This is a genomic window from Streptomyces sp. BBFR102 (assembly GCF_051397025.1).
In the GTDB taxonomy this organism is placed as follows: Bacteria; Actinomycetota; Actinomycetes; order Streptomycetales; family Streptomycetaceae; genus Streptomyces.
Genome location: NZ_CP195757.1, coordinates 2,665,142 through 2,680,390, shown reverse-complemented (window position 1 = coordinate 2,680,390; position 15,249 = coordinate 2,665,142). Strand labels below are relative to the sequence as shown.

General features: G+C 65.1%; 7 protein-coding genes, 3 rRNA genes and 1 pseudogene. 4 read left to right on the top strand and 7 right to left on the bottom strand.

From position 1 onward, the window contains the following. Window positions 1-30 precede the first annotated feature (30 nt). Complete coding sequence (locus ACSLIC_RS11895; protein ID WP_436740353.1) at window positions 31-1,365, bottom strand: MFS transporter; 1,335 nt, start codon at window positions 1,363-1,365, stop codon at window positions 31-33. A gap of 117 nt (window positions 1,366-1,482) precedes the next feature. On the opposite strand from ACSLIC_RS11895, the gene ACSLIC_RS11890 reads away from it, so the two are divergent. From ACSLIC_RS11890 to rrf, 4 genes are all read left to right on the top strand, one after another. Further along, entirely contained in the window at window positions 1,483-2,028 is a 546-nt protein-coding gene (locus tag ACSLIC_RS11890) for a MarR family winged helix-turn-helix transcriptional regulator (protein ID WP_436737645.1), read from the top strand. A 692-nt stretch (window positions 2,029-2,720) separates the two neighbouring features. Next, window positions 2,721-4,245, top strand: a 16S ribosomal RNA gene (locus tag ACSLIC_RS11885). A 309-nt stretch (window positions 4,246-4,554) separates the two neighbouring features. After that, window positions 4,555-7,676, top strand: a 23S ribosomal RNA gene (locus ACSLIC_RS11880). 97 nt (window positions 7,677-7,773) lie between these two features. Then, window positions 7,774-7,890: ribosomal RNA gene (gene rrf, locus ACSLIC_RS11875) — 5S ribosomal RNA — on the top strand. Together the 16S, 23S and 5S rRNA genes form the textbook arrangement of a ribosomal RNA operon. Before the next feature lie 239 nt (window positions 7,891-8,129). Here rrf and ACSLIC_RS11870 read toward each other — a convergent pair. From ACSLIC_RS11870 to ACSLIC_RS11845, 6 genes and pseudogenes are all read right to left on the bottom strand, one after another. Then, window positions 8,130-8,293, bottom strand: a pseudogene (locus ACSLIC_RS11870) (IS5/IS1182 family transposase); the annotation flags it as partial. A 111-nt stretch (window positions 8,294-8,404) separates the two neighbouring features. Next, window positions 8,405-10,012, bottom strand: a complete 1,608-nt coding sequence (locus ACSLIC_RS11865) for a type VI secretion protein (protein WP_436737644.1) — start codon at window positions 10,010-10,012, stop codon at window positions 8,405-8,407. Between the two features lies 1 nt (window position 10,013). Then, window positions 10,014-11,468, bottom strand: coding sequence for an ATP-binding protein (locus ACSLIC_RS11860; protein ID WP_436737643.1), 1,455 nt, complete (start codon window positions 11,466-11,468; stop codon window positions 10,014-10,016). 36 nt (window positions 11,469-11,504) lie between these two features. Further along, window positions 11,505-13,058 carry an SCO6880 family protein gene (locus ACSLIC_RS11855; protein WP_436737642.1) on the bottom strand — a complete coding sequence of 518 codons (1,554 nt, stop codon included), beginning with the start codon at window positions 13,056-13,058 and terminating at the stop codon, window positions 11,505-11,507. Then, window positions 13,055-14,359: a hypothetical protein gene (locus ACSLIC_RS11850; RefSeq protein WP_436737641.1), complete on the bottom strand. Its 1,305-nt coding sequence runs from the start codon at window positions 14,357-14,359 to the stop codon at window positions 13,055-13,057. Before ACSLIC_RS11850 ends, ACSLIC_RS11855 begins: the two co-directional genes overlap by 4 nt. Continuing rightward, window positions 14,349-15,182, bottom strand: coding sequence for a hypothetical protein (locus ACSLIC_RS11845; RefSeq protein ID WP_436737640.1), 834 nt, complete (start codon window positions 15,180-15,182; stop codon window positions 14,349-14,351). The genes ACSLIC_RS11850 and ACSLIC_RS11845 overlap by 11 nt, the downstream gene beginning before the upstream one ends. Window positions 15,183-15,249 lie beyond the last annotated feature (67 nt).

The window sequence follows — 15,249 nt, the reverse complement described above, 5'->3', positions numbered from 1 at the left end:
ACCAGGGGACGGACGCGCTCCGTGCGACTCCTACACGCGCGACGGAGCAGACTCGGCCGGCCCCACGACCGGAACGGCCGCCACGACCACCGGCTCGGCCGCCTCCTCGGGCCGCCCCGCCGCGACCACTCGGCTCCCCACCGGCTCGGGCCTGTCCTGCCGCGGCAGCAGTACCCGCCCCAGCCGCAGTGCCAGCACCGATATCAGCAGCGAGAACAGCACGAACGTGACGATGTACGGACCGTGCAGCGTCGCCGCCATCGGCCCGCCCACCGCGGGGCCCACCGCCAGCGCCAACTGCTTCACCAGCGCGAAGGCCGAGTTGTACTGCCCCACCATCCGCGCCGGGGCCAGGTCCGCCACCAGCGGCGCCACCGTCGGCGCCAGCATCGCCTCACCGAGCCCGAAGAGCGCGTACGTGGAGATGAAGGCCGCCGTCGCCATGGCCTCGCTGCCGTGCCCGAGACCGGCGTAACCGGCGGCCAGCCAGGCCACCGTCCAGATCAGCCCGACCAGCGCCACGACCCGGCTGCGCCGGCGCCGCTCGACCGCCTTCAGGACCGCGAACTGGGCTATCACGATCACCGCGGTGTTGGCGGCCAGGGCCACGCCGAGCGTCGACGGGGAGATCCCGGCCGCCTCGACGCCGTACGCGGAGAGGCCCGACTCGAACTGGCCGTAGCAGGCGAAGAAGACCACGAAGCCCAGCACGCACAGCTGCACCATGGCGCGGTGGCGCAGCAGCGCCCGCATGCCCCCGCCTCCGGCAGAAGCCTCCGTACCGGGAGCCTGGTCCGTCAGCACAGGGCTCTGCGGCAGGCGCACGGTGAGCGTGACCCCGGCCAGCACCAGGAACATCACCGCTTCGATCGAGAAGAGGAGCAGAAACGAGCCCGCCCGGTGCTCGTCCACGATCTGGCCGCCGATGAGGCCGCCCACGCCGAGACCGAGGTTCTGCAGGAAGAACTGCATGGTGAAGGCCCGGGTGCGGGTCAGCGGCGTGGAGCACCAGACGATCATCGTGGCGAGGGCCGGCTGCAGCACGGCCGTACCGGCGCCCAGCAGCGTCGCCGACAGCACTGCGGTCGCCGCGGTCGACGAGAACCCCAGGCAGATTGCGCCCACCGCGCCCAGCACAGAGGCGACCAGCACGACGGGCAGCGGCCCACGCCGGTCGATCACGCGCCCCACGACCGGCAGGACGACCAGCGCCGCCATCGCGAACGCGGCGAGGACGAACCCCGCCGTACCCGCGCCCAGCCCACGCACCTGCGCCACATAGACATAGAGGAACGGGACCGTGAACCCGGTCCCGAACGCAGCGAGTGCGCTGCCCAGCTGAATCCTGTGCAGCGCCGCACCCATCGCCCTGGTCACCTTCACCTGCCTTAGAGTCGCAAGAGTTCAGAGCTAAACTTCGAAGCTAAACGATACACGTCGAAGGACTTCAACACCAAGGCGAGCCGTGCCATACTGCCGCCCATGGCCGACACCCCTGACGCCGAGCCGTCCATCGAGGAACAGATCGCCGCCTACCAGCGGGAGTTTCAGGACCTCGATCCCCAGGTGGAGCAGATCGTCTCGGCCCTGGGCCGCCTGAACAGACGGATGAGCGTCGCCTACAACCGGCAGACCGCTGCCCTCTCACTCACCAACGCGGAGTGGGAGGTCCTCAAGGCCCTCGTCCTCTCCGGTGCCCCGTACCGGCTGGGTCCGGGCGAACTGGCCAAGCGCCTGGGGCTGACCCCCGCCGCCATGACGCACCGCATCGACCGCATGGTCGCCGAGGGCCTGGTCACCCGGGACCGCGACGAGGCGAACCGGGTCCGGGTCATCGTGGAGATCACGGCGGAGGGTCGCGAGAAGTGGCTGGACGCCATGCGCCTCGCCACCGTCTTCGAGGAGGAGCTCCTCCAGGATCTGGATGACGGCGAGCGGCACAAGCTGGGCGAGGTGCTGACCAGGCTGCTGCGCAGGGTCGAGGACGCCCAACCGGACGCCGAGGGCCGGCTCGCGGACCTGGACTGAAGCGGATCGCCTGACGGGGTTGACACGCTACGAGGCGGTCCGTAAGGTACCTCGAGCTGCCACAGCCCGACAGGTGCTTCGGGCAGCATCTCAGCCGCGCGAGCCGCGGCAATCCACACCCCAGCAAGATCCCTTCCGGAAGAGCTCTGGGCATGCCGTCGCGGCGCCTGGAATTCACTTTTCGGAACTGACGCATCTCGTGCGGACCGCATCGGCCCGATTATGAGTTGCGGCGGGAATCCACTAGGGTTCTGGATGTCGGAACGGCCCAACAGCCGCGAAGGCGAATCCCGCTGACCGGGAATCAGGCCCGAAAGGATCTGATAGAGTCGGAACCGCCGGAAAGGGAAAAGCAAAGCGGAAACGCGGAGCTGGAACCGGAAAGGCACCGAGGAAGTCGGACACGAAAGAGTCTGATAGAGTCGGAACACGAAATACCGAAGGGAAGCGCTCGGAGGAAAGCCCGAGAGGGTGAGTACAAAGGAAGCGTCCGTTCCTTGAGAACTCAACAGCGTGCTAAAAGTCAACGCCAGATATGTTGATACCCCGACCGGCCAGGTTTCTGGCAGGTTGAGGTTCCTTTGAAATACAACAGCGAGGACGCTGTGTACGACAGGGACTATTCCTCCTTGTCGTACCGCTCTTGTGTCTGTTGCACCCGCAGTCCTTAACCGGACGCAGTCGGGTACACATTCACGGAGAGTTTGATCCTGGCTCAGGACGAACGCTGGCGGCGTGCTTAACACATGCAAGTCGAACGATGAAGCCCTTCGGGGTGGATTAGTGGCGAACGGGTGAGTAACACGTGGGCAATCTGCCCTGCACTCTGGGACAAGCCCTGGAAACGGGGTCTAATACCGGATATGACCGTCCAACGCATGTTGGACGGTGTAAAGCTCCGGCGGTGCAGGATGAGCCCGCGGCCTATCAGCTTGTTGGTGAGGTAGTGGCTCACCAAGGCGACGACGGGTAGCCGGCCTGAGAGGGCGACCGGCCACACTGGGACTGAGACACGGCCCAGACTCCTACGGGAGGCAGCAGTGGGGAATATTGCACAATGGGCGAAAGCCTGATGCAGCGACGCCGCGTGAGGGATGACGGCCTTCGGGTTGTAAACCTCTTTCAGCAGGGAAGAAGCGAAAGTGACGGTACCTGCAGAAGAAGCGCCGGCTAACTACGTGCCAGCAGCCGCGGTAATACGTAGGGCGCAAGCGTTGTCCGGAATTATTGGGCGTAAAGAGCTCGTAGGCGGCTTGTCACGTCGGTTGTGAAAGCCCGGGGCTTAACCCCGGGTCTGCAGTCGATACGGGCAGGCTAGAGTTCGGTAGGGGAGATCGGAATTCCTGGTGTAGCGGTGAAATGCGCAGATATCAGGAGGAACACCGGTGGCGAAGGCGGATCTCTGGGCCGATACTGACGCTGAGGAGCGAAAGCGTGGGGAGCGAACAGGATTAGATACCCTGGTAGTCCACGCCGTAAACGGTGGGCACTAGGTGTGGGCAACATTCCACGTTGTCCGTGCCGCAGCTAACGCATTAAGTGCCCCGCCTGGGGAGTACGGCCGCAAGGCTAAAACTCAAAGGAATTGACGGGGGCCCGCACAAGCGGCGGAGCATGTGGCTTAATTCGACGCAACGCGAAGAACCTTACCAAGGCTTGACATACACCGGAAACGTCCAGAGATGGGCGCCCCCTTGTGGTCGGTGTACAGGTGGTGCATGGCTGTCGTCAGCTCGTGTCGTGAGATGTTGGGTTAAGTCCCGCAACGAGCGCAACCCTTGTCCCGTGTTGCCAGCAGGCCCTTGTGGTGCTGGGGACTCACGGGAGACCGCCGGGGTCAACTCGGAGGAAGGTGGGGACGACGTCAAGTCATCATGCCCCTTATGTCTTGGGCTGCACACGTGCTACAATGGCCGGTACAATGAGCTGCGATACCGTGAGGTGGAGCGAATCTCAAAAAGCCGGTCTCAGTTCGGATTGGGGTCTGCAACTCGACCCCATGAAGTCGGAGTCGCTAGTAATCGCAGATCAGCATTGCTGCGGTGAATACGTTCCCGGGCCTTGTACACACCGCCCGTCACGTCACGAAAGTCGGTAACACCCGAAGCCGGTGGCCCAACCCCTTGTGGGAGGGAGCTGTCGAAGGTGGGACTGGCGATTGGGACGAAGTCGTAACAAGGTAGCCGTACCGGAAGGTGCGGCTGGATCACCTCCTTTCTAAGGAGCACTTCTTACCAGGCTTGCCTGGTCAGAGGCCAGTTCATCAGCGAATGTCTGGTGCTGGTTGCTCATGGGTGGAACGTTGACTATTCGGCACTGTCAATCTGCTTGAGATGTGAGTACTGCTTCGGCGTGGAAAACGGATCTTGGGGTTGGGGGTGTCGGGCACGCTGTTGGGTGTCTGAGGGAGCGGCCATGTTGTGGCTGTTTCTTCGGTGCCGGCCCCAGTGAACTCGGGATGTATGTCTCGGGGTGGTGGGTGGTTGGTCGTTGTTTGAGAACTGCACAGTGGACGCGAGCATCTGTGGCCAAGTTTTTAAGGGCGCACGGTGGATGCCTTGGCACCAGGAACCGATGAAGGACGTGGGAGGCCACGATAGTCCCCGGGGAGTCGTCAACCAGGCTTTGATCCGGGGGTTTCCGAATGGGGAAACCCGGCAGTCGTCATGGGCTGTCACCCGCTGCTGAACTCATAGGCAGTGTGGAGGGAACGCGGGGAAGTGAAACATCTCAGTACCCGCAGGAAGAGAAAACAACCGTGATTCCGGGAGTAGTGGCGAGCGAAACTGGATGAGGCCAAACCGTATGTGTGTGATACCCGGCAGGGGTTGCGCATGCGGGGTTGTGGGATCTCTCTTCTACGGTCTGCCGGCCGTGGGACGAGTCAGAAACCGTTGATGTAGGCGAAGGACATGCGAAAGGTCCGGCGTAGAGGGTAAGACCCCCGTAGTCGAAACATCAGCGGCTCGTTTGAGAGACACCCAAGTAGCACGGGGCCCGAGAAATCCCGTGTGAATCTGGCGGGACCACCCGCTAAGCCTAAATATTCCCTGGTGACCGATAGCGGATAGTACCGTGAGGGAATGGTGAAAAGTACCGCGGGAGCGGAGTGAAATAGTACCTGAAACCGTGTGCCTACAAGCCGTGGGAGCGTCGCGCATCGAGTTTTCTCGGTGCGTCGTGACTGCGTGCCTTTTGAAGAATGAGCCTGCGAGTTAGCGGTGTGTAGCGAGGTTAACCCGTGTGGGGAAGCCGTAGCGAAAGCGAGTCCGAATAGGGCGTTTGAGTTGCACGCTCTAGACCCGAAGCGGAGTGATCTAGCCATGGGCAGGTTGAAGCGGCTGTAAGAGGTCGTGGAGGACCGAACCCACCAGGGTTGAAAACCTGGGGGATGACCTGTGGTTAGGGGTGAAAGGCCAATCAAACTCCGTGATAGCTGGTTCTCCCCGAAATGCATTTAGGTGCAGCGTCGTGTGTTTCTTGCCGGAGGTAGAGCACTGGATAGGCGATGGGCCCTACCGGGTTACTGACCTTAGCCAAACTCCGAATGCCGGTAAGTGAGAGCGCGGCAGTGAGACTGTGGGGGATAAGCTCCATGGTCGAGAGGGAAACAGCCCAGAGCATCGACTAAGGCCCCTAAGCGTACGCTAAGTGGGAAAGGATGTGGAGTCGCAGAGACAACCAGGAGGTTGGCTTAGAAGCAGCCACCCTTGAAAGAGTGCGTAATAGCTCACTGGTCTAGTGATTCCGCGCCGACAATGTAGCGGGGCTCAAGCGTACCGCCGAAGTCGTGTCATTGCAGCAATACTCCCAACGGAGGCTGTGATGGGTAGGGGAGCGTCGTGTGCCGGGTGAAGCAGCCGTGGAAGCGAGTTGTGGACGGTTCACGAGTGAGAATGCAGGCATGAGTAGCGATTCACACGTGAGAAACGTGTGCGCCGATTGACTAAGGGTTCCTGGGTCAAGCTGATCTGCCCAGGGTAAGTCGGGACCTAAGGCGAGGCCGACAGGCGTAGTCGATGGATAACCGGTTGATATTCCGGTACCCGCTGTGAAGCGTCAAACATTGAATCCAGTGATGCTAAGCCCGTGAAGCCGTTCCGGACCCTTCGGGGGATGGAAAGTGGTGGAGCCGGTGACCCGAGCTGGTAGTAGGTGAGTGATGGGGTGACGCAGGAAGGTAGTCCATCCCGGGCGGTGGTTGTCCCGGGGTAAGGGTGTAGGACGTCAGGTAGGTAAATCCGCCTGGCTTGTGTCTGAGACCTGATGCCGAGCCGATTGTGGTGAAGTGGATGATCCTATGCTGTCGAGAAAAGCCTCTAGCGAGTTTCATGGCGGCCCGTACCCTAAACCGACTCAGGTGGTCAGGTAGAGAATACCGAGGCGTTCGGGTGAACTATGGTTAAGGAACTCGGCAAAATGCCCCCGTAACTTCGGGAGAAGGGGGGCCATGTCTGGTGATCCGATTTTCTCGGTGAGCTGGGTGTGGCCGCAGAGACCAGCGAGAAGCGACTGTTTACTAAAAACACAGGTCCGTGCGAAGCCGTAAGGCGATGTATACGGACTGACGCCTGCCCGGTGCTGGAACGTTAAGGGGACCGGTTAGTCACATTTCGGTGTGGCGAAGCTGAGAACTTAAGCGCCAGTAAACGGCGGTGGTAACTATAACCATCCTAAGGTAGCGAAATTCCTTGTCGGGTAAGTTCCGACCTGCACGAATGGCGTAACGACTTCTCGACTGTCTCAACCATAGGCCCGGTGAAATTGCATTACGAGTAAAGATGCTCGTTTCGCGCAGCAGGACGGAAAGACCCCGGGACCTTTACTACAGTTTGATATTGGTGTTCGGTTCGGCTTGTGTAGGATAGGTGGGAGACTGTGAAGCATGCACGCCAGTGTGTGTGGAGTCGTCGTTGAAATACCACTCTGGTCGTGCTGGATGTCTAACCTGGGTCCGTGATCCGGATCAGGGACAGTGTCTGATGGGTAGTTTAACTGGGGCGGTTGCCTCCTAAAGAGTAACGGAGGCGCCCAAAGGTTCCCTCAGCCTGGTTGGTAATCAGGTGTTGAGTGTAAGTGCACAAGGGAGCTTGACTGTGAGACCGACGGGTCGAGCAGGGACGAAAGTCGGGACTAGTGATCCGGCGGTGGCTTGTGGAAGCGCCGTCGCTCAACGGATAAAAGGTACCCCGGGGATAACAGGCTGATCTTCCCCAAGAGTCCATATCGACGGGATGGTTTGGCACCTCGATGTCGGCTCGTCGCATCCTGGGGCTGGAGTCGGTCCCAAGGGTTGGGCTGTTCGCCCATTAAAGCGGTACGCGAGCTGGGTTTAGAACGTCGTGAGACAGTTCGGTCCCTATCCGCTGTGCGCGTAGGAATATTGAGAAGGGCTGTCCCTAGTACGAGAGGACCGGGACGGACGAACCTCTGGTGTGCCAGTTGTTCTGCCAAGGGCATGGCTGGTTGGCTACGTTCGGGAGGGATAACCGCTGAAAGCATCTAAGCGGGAAGCCTGCTTCGAGATGAGTATTCCCACCTCCTTGAGAGGGTAAGGCTCCCAGTAGACGACTGGGTTGATAGGCCGGATATGGAAGCCCTGTAAGGGGTGGAGTTGACCGGTACTAATAGGCCGAGGGCTTGTCCTCAGTTGCTCGCGTCCACTGTGTTGGTTCTGAAACCACGAACACCAACCATAGGCCCCCCTGTTTGGGTGGGTGTGGTTGCTGGTGTGTTTCGTAGTGTTTCGGTGGTCATAGCGTGAGGGAAACGCCCGGTTACATTCCGAACCCGGAAGCTAAGCCTCACAGCGCCGATGGTACTGCAGGGGGGACCCTGTGGGAGAGTAGGACGCCGCCGAACTATTTTTGAGAGTGGTGGTCCCCGGATTTCGATCCGGGGACCACCACTTTTTTGTTGCCCGGGTGGTGGGAAGCGTCTCCGCTTCCCACCACCCGGGCTTTTCTGCGTTCAGGGGCTTTCAGCGTGCTTCTTCAGCGTGGCAGCTCCAGGGTGAGGATGGCCTTGGCGATTGACGTCATGCGGTTGAGGCTGCATCGGACCTGCAGCAGATCTTTCAGGGGCCGGCGTTTGATGTCGGCGGCTGCGATCTTCGTCAGAGTGGTGTGCTCGCACAGGTACACCGGTTCCGCATCGCGCGCTGGGACGGACGGAGCTTGCAGTGCTGGCTGCCCTCACGGGTGATGACCAGCCTGGTGCCCCACTCCACGAGTGCCTGCGCCAGGAGTGCGGGATGGATGACCAGCGAGGCCCCGAGCAATGCAGTGGAGACACCAGACATGTCGATCAACGGCCCGGGGCCGAACTCGTTGCGCTTCACGGCACATCAGCCGATCGGTGACCAACTCGATGAAGCTCAGTGTGCTCCGAAGGGGAGTGACTGGTCGGGCCAGCGGCTCCGGGCCTGTTCCACGGAGCGGAGCAGGACCAGTGGGCGGATGCCCTCAAGAGGCGCCGCGGCCAGAAGGCCGGCGAGCTGCGGCAAGGGGGCGACGGTGGCCAGGTCCTCCAGGAGCAGGAGGATTGGTGGGTCGAGCCGACCGGCGGGTGACCGTGCGGCCACACGGCGGCCGTGCTCGACCACGTATGAGGCGAATGCGGTGACCAGGGGCATCGCACCCGGATGGGACTTCGGGTCCTCGACGGACTCGCCCACCACGTAGAGAGTGCCCCCTTCGCCTGCGAATGACTCCACCGCAGACGCGTCGGACCGGTTTGAGCCGCACGCGTTGCGGATGTGGACTGAGCTGAGCGATGCCAGGGACTTCCCGATGAGCTGGAGGGCCTGGTCCCTGCGCACCGGGTGGGCGGTGAGGGCGCTCTCCAGCTCGCCCGAGCTGCCGGCTGCCGCGCGGGGATGGGTCCGAAGGACCGTCACGGCCTCCTGGATTCGGCTGCCTTGGGACCACCGGTGAAGGTGCTTGATCCCCTTGCCGGCGGTCTCCGCGGCGTGCAGGAGGCACCGGAGCAGCGTGTGCGCGGTGTCCGCGACGGCGGCGTCCAGGGCGGAGTGCGGCTTGACGGGTGCGAGGAGGGCGACGGACCTGGCGGTGGCCGTCTCCATGTCCTGGCAGCCGGCACTGGGCGACCAGCGGAGCCGGTCCGGGGTGTCGCAGAGGTGCGACGGGTCGTAGAGGTGGACAGGTCCGAGCTTGGCGCGAGCGTCCTTGGTCTCGGCCCAGAGTGTGGGGGCCGAGGTGACGACGAGAGCGGCACCTTCCGCCGCCTGCAGGGCTCGACCGGCCAGGTCAAGACGGGTTTCCCGGGAGCCCAGCTGAATTTGCCGTGGTGATTCGGGCAGGCCGGCACCGACGCCGTAAGCACTCGAACGAGTGAGCAGGGGAGCCGCTTGTTCCGGTCGCGGCGGGGGGAACATCGTTTCGACGGGGGTGCTTGGAGGGGCAGCCGCGAACGATCGGACGTCTGAGGAGGAAGGCTCTGGCCTGGGTGCGGCCGGGGGGCGTGGTGCGGGGTTCTGTGTGGAGGTGGTGGGCGTGGTTTTCAGGAGGCTCGGCGCGGAGGCGGCCGGCGTGCTGGCTGGCGTGGTGTTCGGGAGGAGGCGCTCGTCGTACGGGACGGTGCGGGCTCTTCGGGCGGCCCTGCGTCGGGCGACAGAGAAGGCGACGACCAGTACCAGGGTGAGGGCCAGGAGGAGCTGGCCGATGGCAAGGCCCCAGAAGAGGCCCCAGCCGGAAAGCTGGCTTGCAGGTGTCTCAGGCCAGGCTGCCGGCAGATCCTGGGGTGCGGAGAGCAAGGAGCGGAGAGCCGTCGGGGTGCGGGTGAACTGCACGCCGTCCGGCCAGGCGCCGTGGCTGAGGAGGCCGGCGAGGCCGGTGGCTGTCCACACCAGGCAGGTCGAGGCCAGGAGGAAGGCGAGGACGCCGATCAGCATGCCGTCGGGTACGCCGCGCTGCGCCGGTGCCGCGGCGCTCGAGGAGCCGTGCTTTCGAGGGACGGCGGCCATGTCAGGCCACCGTGGACGTCGACTCGGGGTAACCAGGGTGTCCTGCGTCGGGGTAGTGAGCGCGGACGTGCTGTTCCATCATGGCCGCTCGCTCTTCCGCCTCCTGTTCGGCGGCGAGGAGGTCGTCGTTGAACCCGAGGTCGTCCGGATCGACGGAGGACTCCGTCATGGCGCGGTCGGTGAAGACGAGGGGGCGTTCGGTCTCCGTGATCAGGTGTTTGACGACCTGCACGTTCCCGTTGACGTCCCACACGGCGATGCCCGGGGTCAGGGTCGGGATGATCTCGACCGCCCAGCGTGGCAGGCCGAGTACCTGGCCGGTGGCGCGGGACTCGTCGGCCTTCTGGGCGTAGATGGTGCGGGTGGAGGCCATCTTGAGGATGGCGGCCGCCTCCTTGGCCGCCGCACCGTCCACGACGTCGGAGAGGTGGTGGACCACGGCCACGAAGGAGAGCCCGAGGCGCCGGCCGAACTTCAGGAGCCGCTGGAAGAGCTGGGCCACAAAAGGCGAGTTGATGATGTGCCACGCCTCTTCGACGAGGAAAATGCGCTTCTTGCGGTCGGGCCGAATCCAGGTGTGCTCCAGCCAGACACCGACGATCGCCATGAGGATCGGCATGGCGATCGAGTTCCGGTCGATGTGGGACAGGTCGAAGACGATGAGGGGAGCGTCGAGGTCGATGCCGACGGTCGTGGGGCCGTCGAACATGCCTCGCAGGTCACCGTCGACCAGTCGGTCCAGGACGAGTGCCACGTCCAGGCCCCAGGCGCGGACGTCGTCTATGGCGACGTTCATGGCCTCGGCCGACTCCGGCTTCGGGTGTCGGAGTTGGTCGACGATGTCGGTCAGGACCGGCTGGCGGTCGGTGACGGAGGTGGTGACGTACGCGTGGGCGACCTTCAGGGCGAAGCCGGAACGCTCGTCGAGGCTGTGCCCCATGGCGACCTCGATGATGGTGCGCAGCAGCGCCAGCTGGCCTGTGGTGGTGATCGAGGGGTCGAGCGGGTTGAGACGGATACCCATGTCGAGCGCGGCCGCCGGGTCGAGGCGGATGGGAGTTATGCCCAGCTGTTCGGCGATCAGGTTCCATTCGCCGACTCCATCCTCGCCCTGGGCGTCCAGGACGACGACCTGGCGGTCGCGGAAGCGGAGCTGACGCAGGACGTAGGTCTTCTCCAGCGCGGACTTGCCGTTGCCGGACTCGCCGAGAACGAGCCAGTGGGGCGCTGGCAGTTGCTGGCCGTAGAGCTGGAACGGGTCGTAGATGTAGCCCTTGCCGCTGTACACCTCCCGGCCGATGATCACGCCCGAGTCGCCGAGTCCGGGAGCGGCAGTCGGCAGGTACACGGCCTGGGCCTGCCCGGTGGAGGTGCGGACGGGAAGCCGGGTCGTCTCCACCTTGCCGAAGAGGAACGAGGTGAACGTGTCCGTCAGGGCGGTCAGCGGATCGCGCATGGCAGGCCCTCCTTCAGCGGGTCGCGGCGTACGGGTTCAGCGGCGGATGCCGGTGGCGAAGGGCAGGGTGTTGACGAAGGCGCGGTGGTGCTCGCGGTCGCACCACTCCAGCTTCAGGTACGACTTTCCGGCCGAGGCGCGGATGGTGCGTTTGTCGCGGGCGAGGGCTTCCGGGCTGCGAGAGGAGACTGTGATGTAGCCGACGAGGTTGACGCCGGCGGCACCGCTGGCCAGGTCCTCGCCGCGCTGGTCGAGGCGGGAGTTGGCGGCGGCGTCCCGTGGGTCGACCGTGCGGTTCATCTTGGCCGCGCGGGAGGCGTCCGCGTCGTCGTTGGTCTTCTCGGTGAGCATCCGCTCGATGGCGACCTCGGTCGGTTCGAGGTCCATGGTGACGGCGACCGTCCGGATCACGTCCGGCGTGTGGACGAGGAGAGGGGCGAGGAAGTTGACGCCCACCGGGGTCATCGGCCACTCCTTCACCCACGCGGTGGCGTGGCACCAGGGGGCCCGGGTGCTGGACTCGCGGGTCTTCGCCTTGAGGAAGGTCGGCTCGACCGCGTCGAGTTCGGCGGGCCAGGCGTTGCGCTGGGACATCGCCTGGATGTGGTCGATCGGGTGGTCCGGGTCGTACATGGAGTGGATCAGGGAGGAGAGGCGGCTCTGGCCGAGAGGCTGACGGACGCGGATGTCCGCCTCCTGCAGGCGCGAGCAGATGTCGGTGAGTTCACGGGCCATGACCACGGCGAGGCCCGCGTCACGGTCGAGGCGACGGCCGCCCCCCTGGCGTCGGGAGGCGCGGGCCATGGCGTTGGCCTCGGAAGCCAGGTCGCGGGAGTAGTGCATGCAGGCGACCAGGTAGGCGCGGTGCTGCTCGCTGGAGGTGGAGACCATCGACTGGAGCTGGTCGTACGAGCTCTGGAGCCAGCCGGGGGAGCGGGAGTCGCCGCGCTGGGCGACGTCCTTGGCATGGGCGTCGGGGTCGGCGGGCAGGGTGCGGGCCAGCATCTGGATGCGGGTGACGAAGCCGTCGCCGTTGGCGACGTGCTTCAGCAGGGTGCCGAAGCGGTCGACGAGGGCTTCCTGGTCCTCGGAGTCGCGCAGGCCGACGCCGGGGCCCTCGATCTCGATGGCGGCGGTGACGGTCCGTCGGTCGGCGTGGAGCAGGACGGCGATCTCGTCGGGGCCGAAGGGTGCGGCGAGCCAGTTGATGCGGCCGATGCCCGGCGGGGGGCCGACGGCGACCTCGCGACCGTCGAGCCGGGTGCCGGCCTCGGCGACGGAGGACCGGTAGGTGGTGCCGCGGCGCAGCATCCGCTTGAAGCTCCGGTTGATCTCGAACCACCTGTAGAACGTGCGGCCCTTGTAAGGGACGTAGACGGCGGCCAGCCCGACCATGGGCAGGCCGGCGAGGAGGGCGATGCGTACCGAGAGGGCGGGCACCAGCAGCCCGCACATCATGCCGAGGAACGCGCCGAAGACGATCAGGACGATCTCGCCGGTCTCGCGGTTCTTGCCGATGACGGCGTTGGGACGGGCGCGGCCGATGAGATAGGTACGGCGCGGTGCGATCGAGTGGGACGACGTCGTCAACGCCCGTCACCTCCGGAGCGGGGGGTGCCGGTGGAGCTGCCTCGGGAGCCGGCGTGCGGGCTGTTGAGCGGGTTGCCGGAGCGAGGAGGGGGCGCACTGGGGGAGCCGCCGCCCGAGCCGCCTCGCGAGGCGTGGGCGGCCATACCGCCGCTCGCCTGGTTGGCGGGGCGGGGCTGGGAGGAGCCGCCGCCGTCGCCCCCGCTCTGGCGACCGCTGTGGGCCTTGATGCCCTGCGAGACGAGGGCCGCGGGCGAGGAGAGGACAGCGGCGGCGCGGCTCTCTGCGCCCTGGGAGAGGCGGTTGTTGCGCGAGCCGGCGATCTCGTCGCCGAAGCCGGGGACGAAGCGGTAGATCATGGCGCTGGCGAAGATGGCGAGGAGGATGATGGCGAGGCCGGAGACGACCGCGGAGAAGGCGTTGGGGCCGTCCCCGGCGGAGAGCGCGCCGGCGAGGCCGAGCACGATCACGATCACGGGTTTCACCAGGATCACGGCGATCATGATGCCCGCCCAGCGGCGGACGTGCTTCCAGAGGTTCTTGTCGACCAAGCCGGCGTAGACGACGGTGCCGAGGAGGGCGCCGACGTAGAGGAGCGCGGCGCGGATCACCAGTTCGAGCCAGAGGACGCCGGCGGCGACGATCGAGACGAGGGAGACGACGATCAGCATGATCGGGCCGCCGCCGATGTCGTCGCCCTTCTTCAGGGCTTCGGCGAAGGTGCCGAAGAAGGCGTCGGTCTGGCCGCCGGTCGACTTGGCCAGGACCGCGGTGACGCTGTCCGTCGCGGAGACCACGGTGTAGAGGATCAGGGGGGTGAAGGCGGAGGCCAGCACGGTCAGCCAGAGGAAGCCGATCGCCTCGGAGAGCGCGGTGGTCAGCGGCACGCCGCGGACGGCGCGCTTGGCCACGGCGAGGAGCCAGAGCAGCAGGGTCAGGACCGTGGAGGCGGCGAAGACGACCGCGTACTGCTGGAGGAACTTCGGGTTGGTGAAGTCGACGTTGGCGGTGGAGTCGACGGCGGCGGAGAGCTTGTCGACGGTCCATGCGGCGGCCTGGGCGCAGCCCTTGGCCAGGGAGGAGAGGGGGTCGAGGGTGGAGCCCAAGGGGTCGGTGGGGGAGCTGGTGCCGGCTCCGCCGCCCGAGGAGCCGGAGCCGCTTTCGCAGTAGTCCCTGGCGGGGCCGTGGATGAGGTCGCAGGGATCGTCCTTCGGGTCGGCGTATGCGCGACCCGGTGACAGCAGGGCTGCAGACGCGATCGCAACAACAGCGGGAGTCCTCCACGACCTGAGTTCACCTCGCATAGGTCAGTCCCCCATACCCTTCAACAGCCTTGGCGATCTCCTCGGATGTCGCGGCACGTTCGTCACCTGGTACCGGTGCGGGGCCGTCCTTCTGCGAGTGCGTGAAGATCTTCCAGTCTCCATCGACCCAGTGCAGTTCCATCGAGATCGTGAACCAGCTACTTGTCACGGGATTGGTCGAGGCCTCGCCCGCCATGCCCAGGAGTCCGGAGCACCACACGGACACGTTTGTCTTGGTGTCCGTGTACTCCGCGGCGGTCGTCCCGATAGGAGTCGTCCTGGACACGAAGGTCAAGCCATCGGGTGACGTGCCGTCCTCCTTCAGGCCCAGGTTCTGGAAAAGTGACTTGGAATAGCCCCTGTCCAGCGCGCCCAGGAACCGGTGCATCTCCGAGGGGACGATGATGGCGTCCAGGATCTCTTTACGCCGCTCCTCGTTGAACATCTCGGCTGACCCCAGCGCTACCGCGTAGTTCGCCGCCGCGCTCTCCGCGCCCTGCTGCGTGCGGGGGTGCCCTGTGGGGATGCCCGAAGTGTTCGTGCCGACCGGGGCGGTGCCGGTGGGGGCCGTTGCGGAGGCGGCGGGGCCTCGGGCGTCCTGAGGGGCGTCGGGGTCGTCGGGGGAGTTGCCCTGGTTGGCGAAGGCGATGGCGGCGATGAGGAGGACGACGACGCCGACGACGGTGATGAGGCTCCTGGAGGGGCGCATGGAGCGGCGGGCGGTGTCGTAGGCGTCCTCGTCGCCGGGGAGGCGGGTGCGGGTCTGGCCGCTGCCGCCGTACCGCTCGTCGGTGTCGTAGCCCTGTTCGTCTCCCGGGTTCATGCCGCGTACGCCCCCTCGACGTCGACGCAGTGCCGCACCGTTCGGTGGGCTACGTACGACGGTAGTC

Coding starts and splice junctions, on each gene's coding strand:
- ACSLIC_RS11845 (WP_436737640.1), bottom strand. CDS start 15,182: ATGAACCCGGGAGACGAACAGGGCTACGACACCGACGAGCGGTACGGC.
- ACSLIC_RS11850 (WP_436737641.1), bottom strand. CDS start 14,359: ATGCGAGGTGAACTCAGGTCGTGGAGGACTCCCGCTGTTGTTGCGATC.
- ACSLIC_RS11890 (WP_436737645.1), top strand. CDS start 1,483: ATGGCCGACACCCCTGACGCCGAGCCGTCCATCGAGGAACAGATCGCC.
- ACSLIC_RS11860 (WP_436737643.1), bottom strand. CDS start 11,468: ATGCGCGATCCGCTGACCGCCCTGACGGACACGTTCACCTCGTTCCTC.
- ACSLIC_RS11865 (WP_436737644.1), bottom strand. CDS start 10,012: ATGGCCGCCGTCCCTCGAAAGCACGGCTCCTCGAGCGCCGCGGCACCG.
- ACSLIC_RS11895 (WP_436740353.1), bottom strand. CDS start 1,365: ATGGGTGCGGCGCTGCACAGGATTCAGCTGGGCAGCGCACTCGCTGCG.